Here is a 23,430-nt window from a genome sequence, read left to right as displayed (position 1 = left end):
GGGATCACTTGATTATGAGAGAGCTGTTCGTAGGAGCGGCTCTTTTTTTGTTTTACCTTAGATGCCCAAAGGGCGAGAAGTTTATCCCGATAAACACAGCGAAGCGGAGTGATATCGGGAAGCCCCAGCGGGATCACTTGATTATGAGAGAGCTGTTCGTAGGAGCGGCTCTTTTTTTGTTTTACCTTAGATGCCCAAAGGGCGAGAAGTTTATCCCGATAAACACAGCGAAGCGGAGTGATATCGGGAAGCCCCAGCGGGATCACTTGATTATGAGAGAGCTGTTCGTAGGAGCGGCTCTTCTTGTTTTACCTTAGATGCCCAAAGGGCGAGAAGTTTATCCCGATAAACACAGCGAAGCGGAATCTCCTTCTGCATCAGTCAACCCGTAGAGACCATAGATCCGTTTTCCTCCTAAAAAACAAGGTTCCCTCACGGTCTTGCACCAAGAGACCTGCGTTTTCGACCAACTTGGTATAGGTCTTGGTAACCGGATCTAGCTTAAACAACTTGCCCACATCCGTCCCGTATACATTTCCATCGTTATGTAATATCAGAAATGCACTTCGCCAAACATGACTCCCAAAGGGAGGGTAATCATAAAGCTTTTGAACGGATATAATCTCCCTTGCTTTCGGATCAAAGACAAACAACTGTCCATCCCCCATTCCCCATATCGTTCCGTCCGGCATGTGAATAAATCCCGTCAACGCTGCTGCCCCAGGCACGGGTATGAGTTCAAAAAGCTTTTCACCAGACTCGGGATTCCAACCAAGCAGCTTGGCCTCAGACGTTTGGGGGGCTATCCCCAGGCCTCCCGAAATGGTAGTCCCCACCAGCACATAATCTCCCGTGTAAGCCAGCCCGGAAATCGCCTGCTTTTCTACCGGTGAATCAAATGAGACCATCGTTTTGTTCCTCAGATCGTAACGTACCAACGAACCTCCCAACTTTCCGTACTCCGGGATGGTGCCAAAGACTACCTGCTGCCTATCGGGAAGCACGGCATGGGCAAAGGCCCTGCTTTGGTTTTCAATTTGTCCAATATATTGTGGGTTCCCATTCTTGAGCTCCCACGGGGATTTAGTATGGTATTTATAGAACCGTCCATGGGGATAGACTCCAAAAAAGATCCAATCATCCAGCACAGACATGCCTTCCGTTTGCTCCATTCCCGGCAAGAAGGCGGATTCTCCGGTTATTGGATCGAAGGCTGCATTGCCTCCTGCCAGGTATCCTCCCGACCAGATTCTTCCATCGGGCCCGAGTTGAAGGGAATGGATAGGTATGGGCTGCCCTGGAATATCGAGTCCTTCCCTCACCAAGACATGGGTGATTGGATCATAGGCAACCACGTTTGCATCTGAGGTCAGGAGGAAAACTTTACCTTCCTCGGAAAGGTAAAACGCATTAGCTGTACCGACTTCCTCCGCGATCACCACCGCTTGCTGAAAGCTGTCGCTGGGATCAAAACGTTTGAGTTGTCCCTTTTCGGTAAGAAAAACCGAGCTCCCATCGGGCGTTCCCACGATGGCCCTCATGTCAATTCCCTCAATCTCCTGTTCAAATAGTCCCGTCTTTAAATTGTACACCAAAGTAAGGCCCCCGTTGATCAGAAGTATGAAAAGCCGATCGTTACCGTCCTTGCCAGGAACAATTTCGAGCCCATACACAAATTCAAAACCCTTGTACTTTTCCGGCAACATACCACGCTTTTCGCCGGTCTCTGGATTTATCTCAAACAGGTGGGCCCTTGACCCTACTCCTGCATATAAAAGGCCAGTTTGGGCATGGTAGGCCAGACTGCGGACGTAGTTTTCACCTTCCACCAATGGCCCCTCTGCCAGGTCGGAAAACCCATCTGCGGGATGGTACCTGAATACCCTGCACCCGGGGTAGGTAGCACCGAAGACTTCTCCGTTCTTCCCTGGGGTGAGATTCCACAGGTACGTTTCCCCCTCCAAGGCTATCCCAAGATCTATCACGTCCTTCGTGCCTGGGACATGGGCAAAAAGACTTCCGTTTGCTCCAGGTGCGTAAAGGGTACCATCGGTAGCCTGTGCCAAATCCCAGGCTCCATCTGCGTCCTGAAGTGGCTGATCCAATACCAACTGCCGCGTCTGCACATCGTACCCCAATAGGTGGGCAGGCTCACCCCGTACAACGGTATAAACCAACAGTCTACCATCCTCCGCCTCAGCAAACACACTTCCTTGGATCATTGAGGCAAACAACTGTGGCCCGTGATTGGTAAAACGGGTTGTATCCAGTTGAGCCTGAGCCTTGGGCAATACAACCAATCCACAAAAAACAACAAGCAGCTTCCGCAAGAAAAATTTCATTTATAGACCTTTCTGAGTACGTAGAAACTCACGGACAAAAGCATCATCGTGCAAATGGGGATACCACCTATAAACACGGTCAATTTCCTCCTTTTGCCCCGGAGAAAGCATTTCGTTGGGGTTTAAGCACCAAACACCCTCAAGTAGCCCCTGTATCCGCAAAAACTCATGCATGCCCGGTATGCAGCCATGAAAGTGGTTCGCCGGATCAAACATTGCGGCGTTGACATCGGTAACCTCAATGCCCTTGGACAACAGGTGAGACCAATCCTCCGCCGTACCGGAGGACTTGCATTCCTTTACCTCTCGAAGCAATGCAACGGCCTTATGTGTCCACACGGCCCAATGCCCCAACAGTCCCCCCACAAATTCCTTTTCAAACACGTTGCCGTTGTCTTCGAATCGGTAGGTGGTCAATAGATCCGCTACTATGTTATCGTCGTTACCGGTATACATTGCGATTCGGTCTCTTCGACTGCTTAGTGCCACTGCACGCATGACATCCAGGGTTTGGTACCGGTTAAAGGACGCGCATTTAATCGCCTCTACGTTTTCGATCTCGGCAAACTGCCTCCAAAAGTTGTAGCTGAAAATCCTCCCACCTACCGAAGGCTGGAGATAAAAACCGAATACCGGAATGACCGCCGCAACATTGCGAACGCGCTCAAGGATTTCTTCCTCTGTCCACCCCTTCAGTCCTCCCATGCTAAGAAGTCCCATGTCGTACCCGTGCCTCAGGGCAGTTTCCGCTTCAGACACGGCCTGACCGGTAGGCCCGCAAATTCCGGCTACCTTTAGAAAAGGCCTCTCCAGTTGAGCAAGTTCGATCTCCTCCGAAGCCAACGCAAGCACCCTGCTGTATAGGTTGATCTCGGGATCTCTGATCTCGAACTGCGTGGAATGCACACCTACGGCCACTCCTCCGGCACCACTCGCCAGGTAGTACCTCGTCAAAAGCCGTTGTCTGCCTTCATCCAGTTGACGGTTAGCGTCCAAAGCCAGCGGATGGGCCGGTATCACCGTGCCCTCCTGCAGATGATTCCAAAGGGTTGGTTGTAAGACTTTCATTAGAATTTTCCTCCTCGTTCTTGAAAATGGGTCGGTTTTTTTAAGGTTTCTCCACCCTGGATAATCCAGGCGGCTGTAATGTCAATTATTTCCCGGACAGTGACCCTGGGATATCCGAAAAGCCGATGGCATTCAGACGCATTGTTGAGTAGTGCTGTGTCGTTGGGCTGGTTTACAAAAACAGGCTCTTTGCCGAAAATAATACCAAACTGATGGGCAAGCCAACGGGTCGATAGGATTTCCGGACCTGTGACGTTTAGTACTTTGGCCGGAGTGGCACAATGTAACAGTGATCGGATCGCTACCTCATTGGCATCTCCCTGCCAGATGACGTTCACATTTTCCGTACGCAAATCTATTGCCCTGCCTTCCCAGACCGCCTTACCTATTTCCATGACTACGCCATATCTGAAATCCACTGCATAATTCAGCCTGTAAATCAGCATAGGGGTCTGGTTTTTTTGGGAGAAATACGAAAAAATACGCTCTCGTCCCAAACAGGACTGTGCATATTCCCCCAATGGGTCCGGAGTCACGCCTTCATCTGCCCCACCAGAGTGAATGGGCACAAAAGGAAGCACATTGCCGGAACTGAACGCAACGATGCGCGAACCCCTGTATTTTTCGGCAACCCTTCCAGGTAGGTACGCATTCATGGCCCAAGTAAAAGCCTCGTTTCCGGTAGTTCCAAATTTTTGACCCGCGAGATAGATGATGTTGGGCACATCGGGGAGTGCCTGAAGCTGACCGTCGTCAAGTAAATCGCAGGAAATCACCTCCACCCCCACCTTTTCGAGCTGTACCTTTGCAGCTGGATCTGAAAATCTGGAGACCCCGATAATTCGCTTGGAAATTCCCGCTGCCTTCACGGCATCCACGGCGAGTTTTCCCATGCTTGGCCCCATCTTGCCACCGATTCCAAGCAGCATGATATCTCCATCAATTTGGGCCATATCAGCTATCAAGGCGCTTGACGGCTGGGAAAGTTCTTTTTCTAATTCAGCTAAATTTTGCATAGTGTATGTTTAATGTCGGCGGTCTTACCCTAAGTTTCGTAAACCTTCTAAACCCATTTCAGTGTTGCTACCGAACTATTTCCTCAGGAGTTAGGGTAAATGCCCTGTTTCTCCAAGCCACTCGAAGGTAGTGATTTTCGAATTACTACGAATTCGTCTATAACTTCGTTCCAAAAAGGGCTCGATGGAAATAAGCATTGGCTCTTCCTTTGGAAGTACTTCTCATATGCAATTTCGGTGCATGCATTCATTCCGTACCTTTACCGAACCCCACAGCCTACAAAGGTACTTTAAACCATGAATGAGTCCAAAAACCCTGCGAGTGACATTTCCTGTTGTGAGCCCGAAATAACAGCTCCCAAAAACAAGAAATCCGCATTCTTCGAATGGAAAGACTGGAAGCATCCACTTTTCAGCTTAGCATTGCTTTTGGGGGCCATCCCGTTGGAGTTTGGGGCAGGGGGTTATTTTTTCAGCGGATGGGTACGGCCGCTCTGGTATGTAATGGCCTATTTGCCGGTGGCATTACCAGTACTGTCCAGGGCCTGGAGCCTTATTCGAAAAGGGGAAGTCTTTACCGAGTTTTTCCTAATGGGTCTGGCAACCTTGGGGGCATTTGCCATTGGCGAGTACCCGGAGGGCGTAGCGGTGATGCTTTTCTACGCAGTGGGAGAGCTTTTTCAGGAAGCGGCGGTAAAAAAAGCCAAAGGCAATATCCAAGCCCTCCTTGATATGCGGCCCGACCGCGTGACCGTATGGAGGAATGGACAACTACACCTAGTGGCTCCCGAAACGGTCAATCCTGGTGAGACCGTACAATATAAAGCCGGGGAGCGAGTGGCGCTTGACGGAAAACTGCAAGGTGAAGGCGGGCTGTTTAATACGGCTGCCCTCACAGGAGAAAGCCTCCCACGCCTTATCGGAACGGAAGAAGACGTATTGGCGGGCATGGTGATTCTGGACCGAGTCGTAGACATACGTGTCACCAAGCCCTTTCAGGAAAGTACCATCGCCCGAATCCTGAAACTGGTGCAAGGTGCGGCGGCACGCAAAGCCAAAACAGAGCAGTTTATCCGGAAATTCGCCAAAGTGTACACACCTATGGTGACGTATCTGGCGTTGGCCCTCGTTGTGGTTCCGTGGTTTTTTGTACCCGAATATGATTTTTCCACCTGGCTGTACAGAGCCTTGGTATTTTTGGTCATATCCTGCCCCTGCGCCCTAGTGATCTCCATTCCGTTGGGTTACTTTGGCGGCATTGGAGCCGCGTCCAAAAATGGCATCCTGTTCAAAGGCTCCAATTTTCTGGATTTGATGGCAAAGGTAAATACCGTAGTGATGGACAAGACAGGCACCCTGACCAGAGGAACCTTTGAAGTCGTAAAAACAGTCTCTACAGGGGGATCACTTGACGAAAGCTGGAAATCGCTGGCGGCTGATTTGGAGCGAAGTTCCATGCATCCCATCGCCAGGTCGATCGTCACCCATATAACGCCAAACTTACAGGATAAACTACCGGTGGTATCGGAGCAAATAGAGATAGCCGGTATGGGGATCATCGGAAAAATCGGAAACAAGGCGGTAATCGTCGGAAACCATCGCCTGATGCTTCAGCAAGAGGTACAGGGTATGATAACCGTCGTGGAACCAGGAAGATCCGTCGTACACGTAGCCATAGACGGCATCCATCAGGGGTATTTCCTAATTGCTGATACCCTGAAGGTGGATGCGAAAAAAGCCATTTCCGATCTACAAAAGTGCGGTATCAAGGAATTATTCATTTTGTCCGGTGACCGGCAGCACGTCACCGATTCGGTGGCAAAGGAACTGGGCATCACGCAGGCATTTGGTGAACTGCTGCCGGAAGAGAAAGCGAACCTGTTGACCTCCATCCAATCTACGCCCAATCGGATCGTGGCATTCGTCGGGGATGGGATCAACGACGCACCCGTACTGGCCCTTGCAGACGTTGGAATTGCCATGGGTGGACTCGGCAGCGATGTCGCCATAGAAACGGCCGATGTGGTCATACAAACCGATCAACCCACTAAAATTGCCAAGGCCATCCAAATCGGGAGGTTCACCCGCCAAGTCGTATGGCAAAATATCCTGTTGGCCTTTGGTGTCAAACTTGCGGTGCTGATTTTGGGTGCGACCGGGATGGCGAGCATGTGGGAGGCAGTGTTTGCGGATGTGGGAGTAGCCTTACTGGCTATTCTAAACGCCGTTCGCATCCAATACCGTTAAAACAGCCCTTTAAGGCTTTACCATCAACCACAGCTCCGCAACCTGAGAGCCACGTTCCCCCTCTCCACAGGTCCAACGAAAGGTAATCTCTCCGTCACTGTAGGCACTTTTTGGGAGGTCAAATTCATAAATCGGTTGATGGCCTGTTTGGATGAAATCATGGATCTCCAGCCCTCCGTCCACCTCTAGGCGCATCTTTGACCGAAACCTACCGGTGTAAGCCACTCGGAGGGTATATCCCAAATCGGGATTGAGTTGGTCGTATCGGATCTTAAGCGGGGTATCATACAAGGTATTTACCTGCATCATCCAGGCTTGCGGTGCGGATGTCCCTTCAAAACCCACGGCTTTCACCTCATGCACCCATTCCACCCCGATCAGGCCCACACCAAAGCTGACCCTGGGGCGGTATAGGCTGCCCGGGTCCTCTTCCCACGATTTGTCAAACACGACCCGCTTCCAGCTCTTCGGATGACCAAAGTTGTCGTAAAAACCCCCAGGCCCCGGATTGGTCCTATTTAGCACAGCATGCAGGGCCCTTTGCCAATCGGCGCCTTCCCCCATATCCCTAATAGTCCGCAAATTATCCATCAACCAGGGAGCGTCGTTTAGAATCGCATCCAGGTTATCGATGAAATTCCCCCGGCCCGATGCCGCTCCATGCGGGTCGATGGTCAGTTGGGCACCAATGCTCGCGTAGAGAGCATCCGCGAGTTCCAGGCAACGGGTCCGCCACTGGGCAGCCAGCTCCTCGGTCAAACTTTGCTCCAAAACCGCTAACGCATGGGAAAGCCCAGCCAGCTCCCCTTCCTCTAAGGCCTGGCGCATGTAATCCCTTGCCTTGTGTTCAGCAGCCACTTGCAGGGCAAGTTTACGCTGCACATAGGCGTCGTAATACGCCCTGATCAGCCCCATCTGAAATCGAAAATTGCCCATCTGTGCCGCATCTACCCGTTTCTCCATTTCCTGCCACACCTGCAGGGTCACCGGCACCTGCATATTGGTCAGCAGAGGACCACGCAAATTCTCCTCCTGCAACAACAAGCCCTGGGTCACACCTTCTACCCACTCCGGACCAAAAAAGAAACGGGCGTAGTCCCGCAGGGTCTCCACCACCGGTGTATTAGGATCCCAGTCCTGATCGGTCCAAACAAATTTGTTCACGTCGTCATTGGTTCCCTCCGAGTAACTTAGGCTGCCAGATGCGTAGCTTGCCAGCGCATTGTGAATCGCCTTTTGATCTTCCGGCCTGGGATTGATACACTCTCTTCCCAAGGTCATGGACAGTGCCAGGTCCCATTCGGGAATGGGGTATTGGGAACTCAGGCTATGGGTAATATCCGGATACCGACGGATGGGTATACCGGGATTTACCAGCTTTCGAAGCTCCGGTAAGGGTATCTTTACCCACGGACCAAACACTACGCCCCCCAGCCACTCGTATTCCTGATTGACATGGTAAAAGAATCGGTCAAACCACGCCTGGGTTGGGCGAAATACCTGAGGAGAAACCCAAACCTTTGCATGTGGATGGTATTCCCGTAGCACCTTGGCAGACTCCTCCAGCCACCAAAAGAGTTCGTCCGGCTCCAATTCCCCCGGATCCCCACCCGGCACGAACAGGTGATCGAGGCGTGGCACGGAGGAAAAAACCTCGTGGCGTTCCCGTAATTCCACCTCCAGGGAGTCGGGATGGGCGTAGTCCTCGCCCATGTTGGGATACCACATCCAGACGTCCATATCAAATTGGTCTGCAATTCGGGACTGGTGCCCGATCATCTCAATGGCAGGAAGCTGCATGTGGCGGCTGCTGAAGTCATCGTCCGTCCGCGGCGGAACGATCTCTATGCTGTTGGATCCAAACAAGGCCAATTCCCGGATGTATTGCTCAAACATGGCCACCGAAAACGCATCGTAGGAATTGGTTTTGGGTCGGTAGCCAAGCTGGTGGCCGCGAATGGGATAGGTAGGAGATGAAGCCGCTGCGACTGATTCGGGAACCACCAATAGGCCATCCCCCCAATGCATTTTTCGCAAAAACCGACCTATCCCGTACAGGACGCCCCGCTCGTCTGCCCCGACGATGTACACGATGCGGTTTTTGGAATCTATTTGAAGGCTATAGCCTTCCGAAGACAAAATCGGTGTCGCATCGATTACGGGTCGGTAGGCAGCCGGCAGTTTATCCCCTTCGCCCCGTATTGCCAACACGATGGCTGATCGACCTGGAGCAGAAGCCCTTTCCTGTAGGTTCAACCCTTTTCCGGTGCGCTTAAGCACTTCCTCCCGCAGTACTTCCCCAAAAAAGGACAGCCGCGAACTGCTTTGCCGAGGCAAGACCACGACAGCATCGGTCAAATCCACCGCCCCAATCACCGGAAAGGAAGCGGACAGTACCAGAAAAACAAGCAGGAATTGATATAAATTTCTCATAGCAACGGGCATTGATTGGCTTCGGTAATACGGCTTTTCCACCAAAAAGACCATTGCAGAGGGCAACTCGTGCCGGGTAAGGACGAAACATTCAGCGGATTTCCCAAATCGATCCATTCTATAATCTACCTGCTACTTTGCTTTTGGCTTTAAAAAATGGGGCGATAAATCATTTTCTAGGCTTTCGCCGATGAAGTTTGGATAAGTTTAAGCCGTCCAAGTCTTTTGCCTTTCCGTTACGCAACAAAATAAATACCTTGCACCCATTACATGTCAAACCAACCTACTTATGAACGAAGGATTCAGATTTATGTGCCTATTTTTGATTGTTACCGTCTTTTTTGGAGCGCAGACTCCCTACACGCAGGCGCAAAGCACCCATGTTTTTACCGAAGGCCTCGCCATCCAAAACCAGCACCGCTATGGACGGGAAGTGATCTTCACCGATCCGTTGGCCTACCAACTGGCTAACGGAACCCTACAGACACCTTCGGAAAACGGCAAAATTTCGCCCTCATCCGAAGACACCTGGCAAGTCGTGCGCACCGATGAAAACGGTCGTTTTCGGGGCAGGCTTCGTGCCGGCTATCTTTACCTCACCTATGAATCGCCCAAAAAACAAACGGCTCTCCTGCGAATGAGCGGTGCCAGCATGTGTTATGTCAACGGAGTCCCCAGAGGGGGCGATATCTATGGAGATGGCTGGCTTTACCTTCCTGTACAGTTGGAAAAAGGCAAAAATGAAATCCTCGGGCGGTTTACCGGATTATGGTCGGGCATATCGGCGGAGTTAATTTTGGATGCCAGCCCCGTTCTGTTAAAAACAGCGGATGCCACGCTTCCCGACATCGTCTTGGGGCAGCCGGGCAACGATCGGCTTATTGGAGCCGTGGTGGTGGTGAATGCCACTTCAAAAACCATCACCGATGGAAAGATGGAGGTGATCTTAAACGGAACCGTAGCCAACTCTAGCCTTCCCAGCATTCCCCCGATGAGCATCCGAAAAGTTGGCTTTGACATCAACGCGACGAGCGTCTCCGCCAAAGGAGAATATACCGCCACCCTGAACCTTCACCTTGGCAACAAAAAAACCGACAGCCAACAAATCACCTTGTTCGGAAGAGAAGCCACTGAACACTACAAACAAACCTTTATCAGCGAAATCGACGGCAGCGTGCAATACTATGGTGTGGCCCCCCAAGTAGGAGGCAGCAAAGCAGGTTCCGCGCTGTTTTTATCGGTACATGGAGCGGGCGTAGAGGCCATCGGACAGGCAAGGGCCTACAAACCCAAGACCTGGGGCACCTTGGTGGCCCCCACCAACCGACGTCCCAGAGGGTTTAACTGGGAAGACTGGGGCCGTATCGACGCCATGGAAGTGCTGGCCATTGCTGAAAAAAAGTACCTGCCCAATCCCTCTAAAATCTATCTCACAGGACACTCCATGGGCGGGCACGGCACCTGGTACCTGGGTGCTACCTTTGCCGGCAAATGGGCTGCCATCGCCCCCTGTGCAGGCTACCCCACCCTTATGGGGTACGGATCTGCTGATGGCAAAATCCCCGAAGATACCGATCATCCCACGGAGAAATTGCTCCTAAGGGCCAGTAATCCCAGCAATGTAATCCAATTGGCAAAAAACTACACAGCGGCGGGAGTCTATATCCACCATGGTGACAGTGACCGGGTAGTATCCGTCGACTACGCGAGGCAGATGAGGCAGATCCTCGGAGAGTTTCACGCCGATTTCAGTTATTACGAATACCCCGGCGGCAGCCATTGGTTTGGAGATGAAAGTGTGGATTGGAAACCGCTGTTTGACTACTTCGAATGGCACGAAACCCCACACGACACGTTGGTTCACCGGGTAGAATTTTCAACCGCAAACACGGCCGTCTCTTCCAAAAGCCGCTGGGTACATATTTTGCAACAGGCAGAACCCTTGAATTATTCGCGGACAAACCTATCCCGAAGCTTAACAGCCCAAACCATCAGTGGCAGCACTGAAAACATACTACATCTTGGTTTAGAGACCTCCTCCTTTGCGACAGGGGTGGAAATAACCCTTTCCTTAGACAACCAGCCCGAGATAACTTGGAAAAACGACGGCTCCGGTATGCTCTACCTGAAAAATTCAGCAGGTAAATGGGAGATCAGCGAAGCCCCCAACCTTTCAGACAAAGGCACAGCGCGAAACGGCACCTTCAAAGAGCCTTTTAACAATCGGATGGTATATGTTTACGGCACATCCGGCAATAAAGCCGAAAACGACTGGGCTTTCAACAAGGCCCGTTTTGACGCGGAAATGTGGTACTACCGGGGAAATGGAGCCGTTGATATTATTTCAGATAGGGAATTCGACCTGGCAAAACACGGCGATAGGGGAATCATCGTGTATGGTAACGCCGACTCCAACCGAGCTTGGAACACATTGCTTGCCCACAGTCCCATCCAAGTCTCCCGAAACCGGATAGCGCTTGGCAGTGACGTGATGGAGGGCGCCGATCTGGGAGCCTATTTTATGGTACCCCGAGCAGATAATCCAAGCTTGGGCGTAGCGGTCATCAGTGGCACCGGGCTTGCCGGCCTTCATGCGGCCAATGCCAACCAGTATTTTGCAGGTGGGAGCGGCTTTCCGGACTATGTGGTATTTTCGGCTGACCTTCCAATAAATGGGGTTGATGCCATTAAAGCTACCGGGTTTTATACAAATGACTGGAGTTTGCCTGAGAGGAAATAAAATTGAATCAACGACAAGGGTAAAAACTTCGCAGATAACGCATTTGCAACTCTTTTGTCAAAAGTGTTCCAAGCTAGTTAATGTTGTGAATTTTTGTTTGATAAAAACCTCTGAAACAAGCCATTGCAAATGGCATGGGAAGGATTGACAAAGCAATGTAGGTAAGGTATAAAAAGGTGTAGTGGATACTACACCGAGTAGGAACCCCTTGGAAATAATTTCCGGGGGCTTTTTGATGTTAACCTGGATGGTTAGAATTAGCGCTTTGGGGGCATGGTTTCATTTTTTAAATACTCAGAAGTGATCGGGTACACGATTCTGATATCCGTTTCTGACCTAAAGCGCTGAAGACAATAGAAAATCCAAATAGTTATCCGGGCTAACTACCTGATGGATTGTGCCGGGATAAGCCTCCCGAAAAGAAGCAGGAAGGAGTGCCCTTCTCTTTGGGTTCCACTTGGCTTCAAAGGCATGCAATGCACCTCCCCTTTCCTCAAGCCAATCCAGTTCCAGGCCGGTGGTCGTCCTCCAAAAATAAACATTGCTCCTAAGGCGATTATAATGCAAATACTTCATCCGCTCACTGATGATAAAATTCTCCCATAATGCACCTTTATCATTTCTAAGTGGCAATTGATTTAGGTTGTTGATGATTACATTTCGTATTCCATTGTCCCAGAAATAGATTTTTTTTCCTTTTTTGATCTCCCTCCGCATATTCCTGCTAAATGAATTCAGCTTGAAAACGACAAAGCTCTTCTCCAAAAGGTCAATATATTTCTCTGCTGTTTCCTTATCTATCCCTACCGTATTTCCGAGTTCGTTGTATGTCACCTCAGACCCTAGCTGCAAAGCCAGGGCCAGTAGCAGCTTTTGTAAGATGACCGGTTTTCTAACTTGATCCAGGTTAAGGATATCTTTGTACAGATAACTGTCAGTGAGCTCTTCTAAAATTTCCCGGGCATTACTAGGGCGATTGATTACTTCCGGGTAAAAGCCATAAACTAGGCGCATTTCGAGCAACCTCCTTTCTTCCCTCTTCGAAGTATGGTTTACCATCTCTTGGATGGACAAGGGAAAGAGGTTGAATTCCCTTTTTCTTCCGGTCAGCGGTTCTTTCATCTCATTGGCCAGTTCCAATGCTGAAGAACCGGAAGCGATGACTTGCACGCCAGGGATTCCATCAACGATCAATTTCAAGGTCAGACCAATATTTTTTACACGCTGTGCTTCATCTATGATTAGCAACTTGTGCGAGCCAATGATGGATTTGAGTTTGGTAATGGTCGCTTCTTCTAAATCCAAGCGATCATCGGTATTGTCACAATTAAGCCATAAACAGGGTTGCTTTTCATCTTCAATTAATTGCCTTAATAAAGTAGTCTTCCCTACCTGCCTGGGCCCCATAAGCAGGAGGGCTTTACCTTGGTAAAGTCTTTCCTTGAGTGCTCTTTCCAATAACCTCTCAATCATGCTTGACAATTTATTTTCCAAAAATAGGTAATTCTTCAATTATAATCGAAAATAATTATGTAATTCTTCGATTACAATCGAAAAAATACGTGATATTTTTCGGTTAGGGGCTTCAGGGCTTAATTCAAAGATTTGGATGAGGGGGATCAAAAATATCAAATTAAGCATTTTTTAAATGATCAAAATCTGCCTATATCGCTCTCAAACACGGTTTCTATGGAAAAAGGGCATAAGAGTCTCTCCATATTTGCGTTTCAGGAGAAGTTTCCCTCCGACAGGGAGTGCTATAAGTACTTGGCGTCCAAGGCCAATCTCGGCAGTTTTATGCGGGACCATATAGCTGCAGATGCGCTGGTGAAGAAGGACTGCTGGGCCGGTTACAAAGGGATGGAGAATGAGTTTCCCAACCTGGTACGTGAAAAGTCGGGCAAAAAAGGTGGAGAATTTTGGTGCCATGCACCGTGTTATTAGGATGATCAAAGCCTGGGTTTGGGGGGACCCACCATTCAATGGTGGCCCTGCAACCGTATATCAACGAGTATACCTACCGGTTTAACAGGCACAAGGTGAAGGAGGGGATATTCGAGAATCTGGTTGTGAGGATGCTGGCACAGCCGCCTTACCTATACAAGGTGTTTATCTATTAAATGCCTAATTCAATAATTTTGTAACTCCAAATAAATAGGAATCTATACTCGAATTTTTTATGGGTTAAAAGAGGCTCGATTGTACCCATTTGTGGTTGGCTTTCTAGCAACTCTTTTGTCAAAAGTGTTTCTAGGTGGTTTATGTTATGAGTTTTTGTTTGATAAAAACCTCTGAAACAAGCCATTGCAAATGACATGGAGCCGATTGACAACTCAATGGAGGTATGGAGTATTGGATACTAAACCGAGTCGGAGAGTCATTTTTTTTATAATTTGGCTTATTATCATGCCAGTTTAAAAAGCCAGCAAAATTTGAAAATATCAGCCTGGAGTGTAGTTCTGGGCCAACGTAGCTATGAACAACATCAATCTCACCTTCCGATAGACATATCAGATACTCGCCCTCCACGCACAATATTCTTTTCCAGCCCTTTATGAAAACGAAAAAATTAATTAAATTGCTTCGGGTTAATCATTTTTATTCCAACTATGCCAGATTCTTTACCTATAAATCGAAATACGCCAATGACAATCCGACGATTCCTTTCTCAGACAGTGCGTCTAAATCATTGTTGGTCTATTGGCGTGCTTTCTCTTTTCTTAACCGCAGGCTGTAAGGAGGAAACTAAATCTAAATCCGGCTTGGAAATTATTTCTGTGGATCTTTCGCAATCCCGAAGCGGGAAGTTGTCGGAGTTTTTTGAACCCCATATAGAGTATATCTGGCTGGAGGATAAGGAGGATGAGGCACATCTGACTTCGGGTTTGCAGGAGATACATTTTTATCAAAACAGAATTTTCACACTGGACATTTTCGGATGTAAGTGTATTCAAATTTTCGATAAATCTGGAAAATATCTAGCAAGAATAAAGGCCTATGGGGAAGGCCCGGGTGAATACTTGGACTTTGATGCCGCGGCCTTTGTAGACGGGGAACTAGTCCTACTCGGCGTATTCCCCCGTAAAATAATGTGGTTTAATTTGGATGGCGAATTTCTTCGTGAGTTGTCGTTTCGTGAACGGCTTGGTCCGGGTGTTTTTTCAGACCATGACCAACGCTATTACCTGTACACTCCCACCCGAGAACCTGATGGGTATTTTGTCAAAAGTTTCGACAAATCACTACAGGATGAGATGAACTATTTCCCTTACGATCCCGAAAGGTTTTATTTTGAAGATTCCGGAAGAGATTATTTTAAGAAAAGTCAGGACCACCTCTACTATGGAATGACCTTCTGGGACACGATCTATCAGGTCGAAGACGGACATTTTATTCCCAAACTTGCGTTTGACTTTGGAAAATACGGCCAAAACCCAGATGACTTAAAGAATATGGATGATATAATGCAAAGGCTAGACTTCCTAAATAATCAAACAAAAATGTATTTTTATAGTCGGTACTTTCTAACAGAAAAACAACTTTACACCGTCTTGACCTACGAAAATAAGGGCTATAGTTTATTCTTCGACCGTGAAAACCAGAAATCTCATGTAATCAAGGGCAGGTTGCTTAACGATATAGATGGCGGCTACGATCCCGAGGGATTCGCTTACAATTTTACACCTAGAAAGATCGGACTAAAGGTTCCGGGCAAAACCCTTTATAAAGAACTATTGGAGAAAAAGGAAGCCATGGGTAGGGCTGAATTCGAAACCTGGGCCAAAAACCAGGGGCTAAATTTCACTACCACGGTACTTGCCGCCAAGGATTCGGAAAACCCTGTATTGATGGTGTACACCCAAAAATAGTGACTTATGAAAATCACTTCTTTTGCGCTATATTTCGCAAGCATGCAATACCGCTACAGCAAATGAAGAATGAATTAGGCTTTTTCAAACTCTATTAAACCCCTTATTAAACAGATTTCCCCTACCGTAAATGGTTAAACTATCGTATGAATACCATATAATGGAATATTGATTAACCAGTCTTCTTTCCTATAGTCCGATAAGGATGTGCGAATATTGGTGACCGTTTTATATTTTTCCACAAATACTTTCAAACTCTTTGCTTTCAAATTTTCTTCAGCTTTCACTTCGATGGGAATGATTTCTCCTTTGACTTGAATGATGAAGTCGAGCTCGGCGGTGGCACTGTCGGCTGACCAGTAAGCTGGTTCTAATCCCAGCGCCACCAATTGTTGTAAAACAAACTGTTCGGAAATGGCTCCTTTGAATTCTTCAAAAAATTGATTGCCTTCCAAAATTGTTTTGGCATCCAAGTCAACCATAGCCCCCAAAAGGCCTATATCTAATAGAAAAAGCTTAAAGGCTCCAAAGTCCTGATAAGCTTTCAATGGAATTCCTGCTTTTGAAACCCGATTGACCTGATGAACCAGGCCACAGTCTACCAACCATGCCAATGCCATCTCGAAATCTTTGGCCCTAGCTCCTTTTTTGACCTGACCGTAGATAAATTTTTTATTCTCTTTGCTGAGTTGAGCAGGAATGGCATTCCAAACCATCCGTATCCTTGGCACAATATCGAATGGGGCATGTTTCGAAAAATCTTGTTGATAGGCCTCCATGATTCTTGTTTGTACAGATCTAACTAGCACTAGGTCTTTTGTATCAATAAACGTCTGAACAGCCTCAGGCATTCCTCCTATGAAAAAATAGTGTTTGAGTAGATCCTTTAGCTTTTGAGCAAAAGGCTTAACCATGTCCCATTGGTGCGTATGAAGAAGGCGGTTTAATGATTCCTCCCCTAAAGCATCCAAAAACTCTTCGAGGTCCAGCGGATAGAGATCCATGAATTCTACCTTTCCAACAGGGAAAGAGGTTTCCTGATGCAACGCCACTCCCAATAATGAACCTGCTGCTATCACATGGTAAGATGGGGCATTTTCTTGAAAATATTTCAAGGATGTTAACGCACCTTTGGATTCCTGAATCTCATCCAAAATCAATAAGGTATCGCTTGAGTTAATTTTTATTCCTGTTTCGATCTGAAGGGCCATGAGCAAGCGTTCTGTATCAAAGTCTTGTTCAAAAACCTGCCTCATTGTCTGATTACTTTCAAAATTCACATAGGCAACCTGCCCATAGTGCTCTGTACCAAAAGCTTTCATCAACCATGTTTTACCAACCTGCCGAGCTCCTCGTATAACTAAGGGTTTTCTATTGGGGGAGTTTTTCCACGTGATCAGAGATTGGAATAGTTTTCTTCTCATAAGTATGTGATTAAAAATCTAAATTACACTTTTTCAAAGGAAAAAATGTAACTAAGCACACTTTTTAAAAGGAAAAATTGTAATGCCCCACATTTTCTTAAACTAACCTCCCATCTTCTTTGTCCGATTACGCATTACTTTCGGTTATGGGAAATTCCGAAAGGATAAATTTCGGGCCATTAGTCTGAACAGCTAATTTTCACCTGCCCCAACAAATTTCCTAAAGTTTTCCTTAGTAACGACCTCCACGGCGGCGTCGTAGGTATTTACAAAAATGGCCGGAATATTCACCTTGGCTTTGGGATTCCATTTGAATTCAAAGGCTGTAATCTTTCCGTCCGACTCTTCCACATAGTCTATTTCCTGTTGGTGCCTAGTCCGCCAAAAATAAGTGATGCAGTACTTTTTGTAATAATGGTTTCGCTTTAGCCTCTCAGACATTAGGAAATTTTCCCATAGAATACCTATATCATTTCGCAATCCAACTGGATTAAAATTTTGTATGATTGCATTGCGAATCCCATTGTCGTAGAAATAAATCTTCCGGTTCGTTTTGATTTCGTTGCGCAGGTTACGGCTAAATGAAGTAATCGGAAAAACAATATAGGACAGTTCCAGTAAATGGATATAGCTTGAAACGGTGTTCTTGTCCACCCCTGTTAGCTGAGCTACTTCATTGTAGCTTACTTCACTACCTACCTGAAAGGCCAACGCCCGCAAAATCTTTTCCAGTACCTCGGGCTTCTTGATATTGCCCAAAGAGAGAATGTCTTTAAACAAATAACTCTGGGTAATCTCATTTAAGATTTCCCTTTCCTCCCCTCTGCTATTCAAGACATCCGGATAGTATCCGTATATCAATCGATTTTCCAAATCTCTCAGGGCATCTAAATATCCGACCGATTTCTCATATTCCCTATAAGAAATTGGATACAGAAAATATTCGAATTTTCGTCCAGTAAGTGGTTCATTGGTATAATTTCGTAGCTCAAAAGCCGATGAACCGCTCACAATCAACTGAACGTTTTTGAATTGGTCGTGGATGATTTTAGCCGTAATTCCAATGTTTTCTATCCGTTGTGCCTCGTCTATAAAGACGATCCTTGAGTCTCCTAAAATGGTTTCAATCTCTTTGGTATTCGGATTGGTCAGCCTTTGCCTTACCAATGGATCATCACCATCCAAAAAAAGAAACTCGCTGCCCTGTAAAACAGCTCGGATAAGCGTGGTTTTGCCAACCTGTCTTGCGCCGATCAGTATAATGGTCTTACCCCTGAATAGCTTCTCTATTATCTTACCCTTAAGGGTTCTTTCAATCATAGGAATTTCTTTATTCACCAAATTTAGATGTTTTTGGTGAATTATTTCACTTAAATTACCTCTTTTTGGTGAATAGGGTGAATGTCTAAACGAGTTAGTCAACTTCCTCACTCATTATCAAACACCTCCTCGATGTCGAAACCTGTACGGCTTTAACAACAATAACACCGGGCGAAAATCGGAGCCCTCGAAAATTCTTCAACCCATCGACCAATCAACTTATCAACCAAAATCACAATTCTATTTTAAGTCGCAGAAAACCAAGTTCATCTTCCATATTCTCAAAAATCCAGATGGCTCCGTACTTTACGAAATAGGTACCCGGAACCTTATTTAATTCAGGTATCTTGGATTCCTCCAACATCTCCAGGTTTTTGTCAAACACGGTCAGGTAAATTGTGCTGCTATTGACCGACTCGGAATGGTGACCATCTTCCACCACTTTTTCCTTATCTGCCTGGAAGGAAAACATTGACGAATTTATGCGTGAGGCATGAAATGTACGACCAACTTGCCAAATCAAAAACTTTTATTATTTTTATACCACATCCTTAAAACCTACACCATGCGCGTTTCTTTTTTTCTTGCGTTAGCAATTTCTATATTATTTTCTTGCGGCAAAGACAGCGACCGAAGTACTACAGGATCCTCCACCAACCTGACCATTACCGTCGATACCATATGGGTGGATCCTGGCGAGGAGATCATCTTTCTGCAGGACAACCTCTTTCTATCCGACCTATCCCCGGACAGAAAATACCTGATCAACTTTGACCGGGCGAACCTAGTGGCCGAACGCATCAACCTGGACAATCTTTCCCTGGAAAGAAAAATCCGCTTTGAAAAAGACGGGCCAAATGCCCTGCCCATCTACTTCGGAGGTTTCAAAATCATGTCCAATGAGCAGCTGCTGGTGTGGAACTACGGGTTCTATAAGGTGTTCGACCAAAACACCCAACTGGTAAGTGATTTGGGTCTGGAAAAGATTGCTGCTGAGTTTCTTTCTGGTTCCGACTGCTATCCGATCGGACTTTTTGAAGACCAAAAAAATAAAGATCGTTTGATCGGGGTGTTTATAAAATGGGCAGAAAGAAGCTATTTCATCCTGGACTTTGACCTGGCTGCCCAAACCTTTACGAAAACGGAGCTTCCGGAACTGAACCAACTCCAGAAGTTTTCGGTAAACATCCTACATGACGGCAACTTCGCAGGCGCCTACGGTGTTGCTGTCCGGGCACTAACTACCGGAGAGAACCTGCTTATTACCAACAATTCGTTAAACGAGGTGCTTGTGTATGACCTGGAGACGTACAGTACCTATAGCAAAGCATGGGACAGCGATTTTTTTGGCACGGGCAAAAGCTACTTTCCCCCAAAGGAGGTCGAAAACGCTTCCGGTCAGATTGAAGATATCATCCGTACGATCAAAGAAGATATCGTTTTCGAAAACTTTTTTTGGGATTCAGCGCAGCGTCGCTTCTATCGATTCGCCTCCAGTGAGCACTTTGCTGAGGAAAAAGACCAGTACGGAAGATATGTGCCAACACGAGCAGATATATACCTAAGCATATTTGACGAAAACCTAGACCTCCTCGCAGAGGCCCTTATTCCAGAACTGAAGACTACGCCGAAAAAGCACTTCCTAAAAGACGACAAAATCTGGATCTTCGAAAACATAGAAGACGAACTGGCCTTTATCCGACTGGGTCTTGAGTAGGGCATATTTTCGAAACGTAAGACGTTAGAAATAAGATATAAGACAAAACTCTGGCATTAACCGAATTTCATCGAGAATAATTGTATTATCCTGATGACTTGTCAATAACTCATTTAAAAAAACAGGACTTGAAATCCTACTGACTTTACTCCCTAGGCACAAAATTAAATCCAAAAATTATTTTATCCATGTGTACCGAAGGCTATAAACCAATCGATCTATCAAGCATTTTTTTGAAATTACAAACCCATAATCGACAATCTAACAAACCCCAACTCATCCTCCAGGTTGGTGGCAATCCAGATGTTGCTGTTTCTGACAAACGAGAAGTAAGGGGTATAATCCAATTGAGGGATTGGCATCTCTGCCAGCAAATTAAGGTCCCTATCCATTACCATCAAGTACATGTACGTTGCATTTGCTTTCGGGAAAGTACCTGAAGCTTGTTCCTTGGGGAAAGTCAACTCGTAGTAAAACCGGTAATACCGCTCCCCGCCGGCATCCCATAGTAATGGACCGAACGTGACTTCCTCGTGTAGTGACACGAAGGCTCTTTGAAACAAAGCCTCGTCCTCCGTATCCAAGGTATAGACACCTTTTTTCTCATTTGCAGTGAGTCTAAGGTTGTACTCCCTTTTCGACAATTGATGTGTTTCGGGATCGAAAACAAACAAGCTACTGGAAACTGTACTCCCTACCACGATGTTGCTTTCCTTGTAATATGTCTGAATGGTAAAACCCGGCGCTGATCGCCGATGTGTATTCCCTTCGGTATGCGCTAAAATAAAGTCGGCATGCCGAAATTCCTCCGCTAGCGAAATGGTTAATACGTTATCCATAGTGGGGCTGAAGTATCCCACTTCACTTGTATTTGCCACATTGTCATGTACGAAACCATACATACGATCACCAGATGACTTCACAGGAAGAAAAACCTTCCTATCATAACTCATCATGGAAGCTCCCTCTAGCAACGGGTCAAATTCTTCGAGTTTGCTCCCCGCCCAATCAAAGATCCCTGCCTGACTACTGGTTTGTATCAGCAATCTACCGGAATCGAGAGGTACCAAGTAATCAACGTAATTGCCCGTCCCGTGTGGACCTTCTTTTTCAAAAGGGTATTTTTCTGCCAATTCAAGCTTTTCCAGGTCAATTTTTTCAAGGGTGTGGTCGAAATCATTAAAGTTAAAGAGATAACGGGTGTCTTCTGTAAAAAAACTTCTTTCCGGTATAATGTACGGGAAGACAAGCTGGCTGCCTGGATCGATCAATACCGTGTCTATGGACAATACGGTATCGGACGTCAAAACCTTTTTGTCTTTACTTGCGGTTTCACATGCACAAATTAGCAGCGTTAAGCAAGCCGTGTAAAAGATGTTGTTTTTCACTTCAGTATGGATTCTATGGTCTTAGTTGTAGGAAAACTCCAAGGATCATAAATCTAAAACCGATAGCCGCACAAACCCCAACTCATCCTCCACATTCACGTACATCCAGATTTTCCCGTCCTTGACAAAGTGGAAGCCGGGCGGGTTGGTTATATCTTCTACCAGAGATTCAGCGATCACGTTAAAATCAGCATCAAATACCGTCAGATAGACGGATGATTTATAGGCCTCCTCCCCTGCGGCCGTATTTCCAATGTTAATTGCCTGATGGGAAAACCGGTAGAATCGATGGTTGTCTTCATCCCAAACCGGAGCCATAAAACTGATTTCCTTTCGTAAATTTTGCGTTTCCTGGTTAAATTCCTCCTCGGTTTCTGTTTCTTGAGTGTATCTGCCTTTTTTCCTATCCTCGGTAAGCATTGGTTGATACTTGATCTCTTTTAAAGAATCTAGATCGGTATCGTAAAGCAGGATGGTATTGAACACCTCATTGGTTATAAGGTAATTGCCTTTGTGCTCGGAAATATTAGCTGAAGGAAAAGACATTTTGACCATCGAAGGGCTACTTAGCACAAACCGAAAATTCTCCAGTGCATCCAGCGGAACTGGAACCTTTTTTAGGTGCCGAAAATTGGAGCTTAGCATACCAAAAGAGAAACTACCCTCTTTTGAATTTCTGATCAGGCCCACCATCTTTGCCGAATCAAACAGATAAGTGTTCAAAAACTCAAAACGCTCTCCATCACCCAACGGATCCCCTTCAAAGTTTACCTCCGCGATGGGAAATTCGACCAACTTTTTGCCCTTTAGGTTGAAAACAGCTGCCTTTAGGTACCCCATAAATGCCACTGATTCGTCGGGAAGCAGGTCCATTCTAAAGACCATATCCCCCACCCCGTCGGGGCCCTCCTTTTCGAAAGCCAGTTTAGCTTCCAGCTTCCTGCTGTTTAGATTGATTTTCTCAACGGTATGATCGGAAGGATTGAAATTGTAGAGGTAGTCCCTTTCCGAATCCAGCACAGCCATCCGAAGTGCTGCATTTAAGTGCAGGAATTCCTTCCCCGGATCGATCATTATGGTATCCAACGAATAATTTAGAGAAGTCAGTGAAAGGTCTACGATTTCCGTTTTTTCCGCACAGCCGATGAAAGCGAAGCATAACCACAAAAAAACGATCTTACTCAAATTAATAGCTATATCCATTTTAGTTCGGTTTAAAATTTATGATTTCAGACTGGTCAAAATCATAAATTTGAAATCAGAAATCAATCGCCAACCGCACAAACCCCATCTCATCCTCCATGTTTTCAAACAACCAGATTTTACCGTCTTTAGCAAAGTGTCGGGAAAGTCGCTTGGTTAGTTGCGGTATCTTGGATTCTGCAACTAAATTGAAGCTTTTATCATATACTGATAAGTAAATCAATGCAGAAGACGGATCTGGAAGAAACTGGTTGGGAAGTGGCTCGGCATCCTCCGCATAAATCAGCTCTTGGGACAGTCGGTAGTAGACGCCATTCACCTCATCCCAAAACGGGGGATAATGTAAAATTTCTTCTGTTGCCTGAGTCAGTAGTCTTACCAGCAAACTCCTGTCCTGAATTTTCTCAGGAAAAGTTATTGTTTTCTCAGTTGGAACTAGCTGCTCTTTGTACGTCTTCAGCCCAAAGTGCTCAGCTCCAGGTTCCAATACATGTATGGCGGAAGATGCGCTAAATCCCATAACCACATGCTGATTTTCAATCTCTAGGTATTCTCCCGCGCCGATTCTCATAGCCGATGTACCATCATCAAAGTCGGCTTGGAATTGTTTCATTTTTTCTAGTGGTGTCCGAGAAAATCGGAGAATGAATTCTGATCACTTAG

General features: G+C 46.6%; 18 protein-coding genes. 7 read left to right on the top strand and 11 right to left on the bottom strand.

The features are described 5' to 3' along the window. On the top strand, positions 1 to 317 hold a 317-nt coding region (locus tag ADIS_RS23120), incomplete at its 5' end, for a hypothetical protein (RefSeq protein ID WP_162141553.1). 60 nt (positions 318 to 377) lie between these two features. On the opposite strand, the gene ADIS_RS04430 is transcribed toward ADIS_RS23120, so the two are convergent. Genes ADIS_RS04430 through ADIS_RS04420 form a run of 3 tightly spaced genes read right to left on the bottom strand, consistent with a single transcriptional unit; the run spans position 378 to position 4,426 of the window. Then, positions 378 to 2,342: a ligand-binding sensor domain-containing protein gene (locus ADIS_RS04430; RefSeq protein WP_155907120.1), complete on the bottom strand. Its 1,965-nt coding sequence runs from the start codon at positions 2,340 to 2,342 to the stop codon at positions 378 to 380. Beyond that, entirely contained in the window at positions 2,343 to 3,410 is a 1,068-nt protein-coding gene (locus ADIS_RS04425) for a dihydrodipicolinate synthase family protein (protein ID WP_010853144.1), read from the bottom strand. Next, positions 3,410 to 4,426, bottom strand: a complete 1,017-nt coding sequence (locus ADIS_RS04420) for an NAD-dependent epimerase/dehydratase family protein (RefSeq protein ID WP_010853143.1) — start codon at positions 4,424 to 4,426, stop codon at positions 3,410 to 3,412. The genes ADIS_RS04425 and ADIS_RS04420 overlap by 1 nt, the downstream gene beginning before the upstream one ends. 297 nt (positions 4,427 to 4,723) lie before the next feature. On the opposite strand from ADIS_RS04420, the gene ADIS_RS04415 reads away from it, so the two are divergent. Further along, entirely contained in the window at positions 4,724 to 6,673 is a 1,950-nt protein-coding gene (locus ADIS_RS04415; RefSeq protein WP_010853142.1) for a heavy metal translocating P-type ATPase, read from the top strand. 9 nt (positions 6,674 to 6,682) lie between these two features. On the opposite strand, the gene ADIS_RS04410 is transcribed toward ADIS_RS04415, so the two are convergent. Next, positions 6,683 to 9,106, bottom strand: coding sequence for a beta-N-acetylhexosaminidase family protein (locus ADIS_RS04410; RefSeq protein ID WP_035804669.1), 2,424 nt, complete (start codon positions 9,104 to 9,106; stop codon positions 6,683 to 6,685). 289 nt (positions 9,107 to 9,395) lie between these two features. Between ADIS_RS04410 and ADIS_RS04405 the strand changes: the two genes are divergently transcribed. Next, positions 9,396 to 11,846, top strand: coding sequence for an alpha/beta hydrolase-fold protein (locus tag ADIS_RS04405; protein ID WP_010853140.1), 2,451 nt, complete (start codon positions 9,396 to 9,398; stop codon positions 11,844 to 11,846). 336 nt (positions 11,847 to 12,182) lie between these two features. Here the strand turns inward: ADIS_RS04405 and ADIS_RS04400 are convergent, their stop codons facing one another. Further along, entirely contained in the window at positions 12,183 to 13,319 is a 1,137-nt protein-coding gene (locus tag ADIS_RS04400) for an ATP-binding protein (RefSeq protein WP_010853139.1), read from the bottom strand. A 216-nt stretch (positions 13,320 to 13,535) separates the two neighbouring features. Between ADIS_RS04400 and ADIS_RS04395 the strand changes: the two genes are divergently transcribed. The 3 genes from ADIS_RS04395 to ADIS_RS04385 all read left to right on the top strand — a co-directional run bounded on the left by ADIS_RS04395 (position 13,536) and on the right by ADIS_RS04385 (position 15,715). Beyond that, positions 13,536 to 13,790, top strand: coding sequence for a hypothetical protein (locus ADIS_RS04395; protein WP_010853137.1), 255 nt, complete (start codon positions 13,536 to 13,538; stop codon positions 13,788 to 13,790). 38 nt (positions 13,791 to 13,828) lie between these two features. Further along, positions 13,829 to 13,966, top strand: a complete 138-nt coding sequence (locus ADIS_RS22895; RefSeq protein WP_010853136.1) for a hypothetical protein — start codon at positions 13,829 to 13,831, stop codon at positions 13,964 to 13,966. A gap of 489 nt (positions 13,967 to 14,455) precedes the next feature. Then, a complete protein-coding gene (locus ADIS_RS04385; protein WP_155907118.1) occupies positions 14,456 to 15,715 on the top strand; it encodes a 6-bladed beta-propeller in 1,260 nt (419 codons plus the stop codon). A gap of 134 nt (positions 15,716 to 15,849) precedes the next feature. Here the strand turns inward: ADIS_RS04385 and ADIS_RS04380 are convergent, their stop codons facing one another. The 3 genes from ADIS_RS04380 to ADIS_RS04370 form a co-directional block, all read right to left on the bottom strand. Beyond that, complete coding sequence (locus tag ADIS_RS04380; protein WP_035804665.1) at positions 15,850 to 17,139, bottom strand: ATP-binding protein; 1,290 nt, start codon at positions 17,137 to 17,139, stop codon at positions 15,850 to 15,852. Positions 17,140 to 17,331: 192 nt separating this feature from the next. Next, positions 17,332 to 18,459 (bottom strand): ATP-binding protein, encoded by a 1,128-nt coding sequence (locus ADIS_RS04375; protein WP_010853132.1) that lies wholly within the window; start codon positions 18,457 to 18,459, stop codon positions 17,332 to 17,334. Between the two features lie 232 nt (positions 18,460 to 18,691). Further along, positions 18,692 to 18,931 (bottom strand): hypothetical protein, encoded by a 240-nt coding sequence (locus tag ADIS_RS04370; RefSeq protein ID WP_010853131.1) that lies wholly within the window; start codon positions 18,929 to 18,931, stop codon positions 18,692 to 18,694. A gap of 93 nt (positions 18,932 to 19,024) precedes the next feature. On the opposite strand from ADIS_RS04370, the gene ADIS_RS04365 reads away from it, so the two are divergent. Continuing rightward, on the top strand, positions 19,025 to 20,176 hold the full coding sequence (locus tag ADIS_RS04365) for a DUF4221 family protein (RefSeq protein ID WP_010853130.1): 1,152 nt from the start codon (positions 19,025 to 19,027) through the stop codon (positions 20,174 to 20,176). Positions 20,177 to 20,415: 239 nt separating this feature from the next. Here ADIS_RS04365 and ADIS_RS04360 read toward each other — a convergent pair whose 3' ends face one another. The 3 genes from ADIS_RS04360 to ADIS_RS04350 form a co-directional block, all read right to left on the bottom strand. Next, positions 20,416 to 21,483 carry a DUF4221 family protein gene (locus ADIS_RS04360; RefSeq protein WP_010853129.1) on the bottom strand — a complete coding sequence of 356 codons (1,068 nt, stop codon included), beginning with the start codon at positions 21,481 to 21,483 and terminating at the stop codon, positions 20,416 to 20,418. Between the two features lie 126 nt (positions 21,484 to 21,609). Further along, positions 21,610 to 22,767 carry a DUF4221 family protein gene (locus ADIS_RS04355; RefSeq protein WP_010853128.1) on the bottom strand — a complete coding sequence of 386 codons (1,158 nt, stop codon included), beginning with the start codon at positions 22,765 to 22,767 and terminating at the stop codon, positions 21,610 to 21,612. A 55-nt stretch (positions 22,768 to 22,822) separates the two neighbouring features. Then, positions 22,823 to 23,413, bottom strand: coding sequence for a DUF4221 family protein (locus ADIS_RS04350; RefSeq protein ID WP_155907116.1), 591 nt, complete (start codon positions 23,411 to 23,413; stop codon positions 22,823 to 22,825). Positions 23,414 to 23,430 lie beyond the last annotated feature (17 nt).

The sequence above is a fragment of the Lunatimonas lonarensis genome (genome assembly GCF_000390185.1).
Lineage (GTDB): Bacteria > Bacteroidota > Bacteroidia > Cytophagales > Cyclobacteriaceae > Lunatimonas > Lunatimonas lonarensis.
This window is presented reverse-complemented; position numbering and strand designations above follow the sequence as displayed.

What these genes read in the sequence shown, in the direction of transcription:
- ADIS_RS04375 (WP_010853132.1), bottom strand. Translation starts at nt 18,459, where the DNA reads ATGATTGAAAGAACCCTTAAGGGTAAGATAATAGAGAAGCTATTCAGG.
- ADIS_RS04355 (WP_010853128.1), bottom strand. Translation starts at nt 22,767, where the DNA reads ATGGATATAGCTATTAATTTGAGTAAGATCGTTTTTTTGTGGTTATGC.
- ADIS_RS04385 (WP_155907118.1), top strand. Translation starts at nt 14,456, where the DNA reads ATGCCAGATTCTTTACCTATAAATCGAAATACGCCAATGACAATCCGA.
- ADIS_RS04410 (WP_035804669.1), bottom strand. Translation starts at nt 9,106, where the DNA reads ATGAGAAATTTATATCAATTCCTGCTTGTTTTTCTGGTACTGTCCGCT.
- ADIS_RS04425 (WP_010853144.1), bottom strand. Translation starts at nt 3,410, where the DNA reads ATGAAAGTCTTACAACCAACCCTTTGGAATCATCTGCAGGAGGGCACG.
- ADIS_RS04370 (WP_010853131.1), bottom strand. Translation starts at nt 18,931, where the DNA reads ATGTTTTCCTTCCAGGCAGATAAGGAAAAAGTGGTGGAAGATGGTCAC.
- ADIS_RS04405 (WP_010853140.1), top strand. Translation starts at nt 9,396, where the DNA reads ATGAACGAAGGATTCAGATTTATGTGCCTATTTTTGATTGTTACCGTC.
- ADIS_RS04420 (WP_010853143.1), bottom strand. Translation starts at nt 4,426, where the DNA reads ATGCAAAATTTAGCTGAATTAGAAAAAGAACTTTCCCAGCCGTCAAGC.
- ADIS_RS04380 (WP_035804665.1), bottom strand. Translation starts at nt 17,139, where the DNA reads ATGAGAAGAAAACTATTCCAATCTCTGATCACGTGGAAAAACTCCCCC.
- ADIS_RS04430 (WP_155907120.1), bottom strand. Translation starts at nt 2,342, where the DNA reads ATGAAATTTTTCTTGCGGAAGCTGCTTGTTGTTTTTTGTGGATTGGTT.
- ADIS_RS04365 (WP_010853130.1), top strand. Translation starts at nt 19,025, where the DNA reads ATGCGCGTTTCTTTTTTTCTTGCGTTAGCAATTTCTATATTATTTTCT.
- ADIS_RS22895 (WP_010853136.1), top strand. Translation starts at nt 13,829, where the DNA reads ATGGTGGCCCTGCAACCGTATATCAACGAGTATACCTACCGGTTTAAC.
- ADIS_RS04400 (WP_010853139.1), bottom strand. Translation starts at nt 13,319, where the DNA reads ATGATTGAGAGGTTATTGGAAAGAGCACTCAAGGAAAGACTTTACCAA.
- ADIS_RS04415 (WP_010853142.1), top strand. Translation starts at nt 4,724, where the DNA reads ATGAATGAGTCCAAAAACCCTGCGAGTGACATTTCCTGTTGTGAGCCC.
- ADIS_RS04395 (WP_010853137.1), top strand. Translation starts at nt 13,536, where the DNA reads ATGGAAAAAGGGCATAAGAGTCTCTCCATATTTGCGTTTCAGGAGAAG.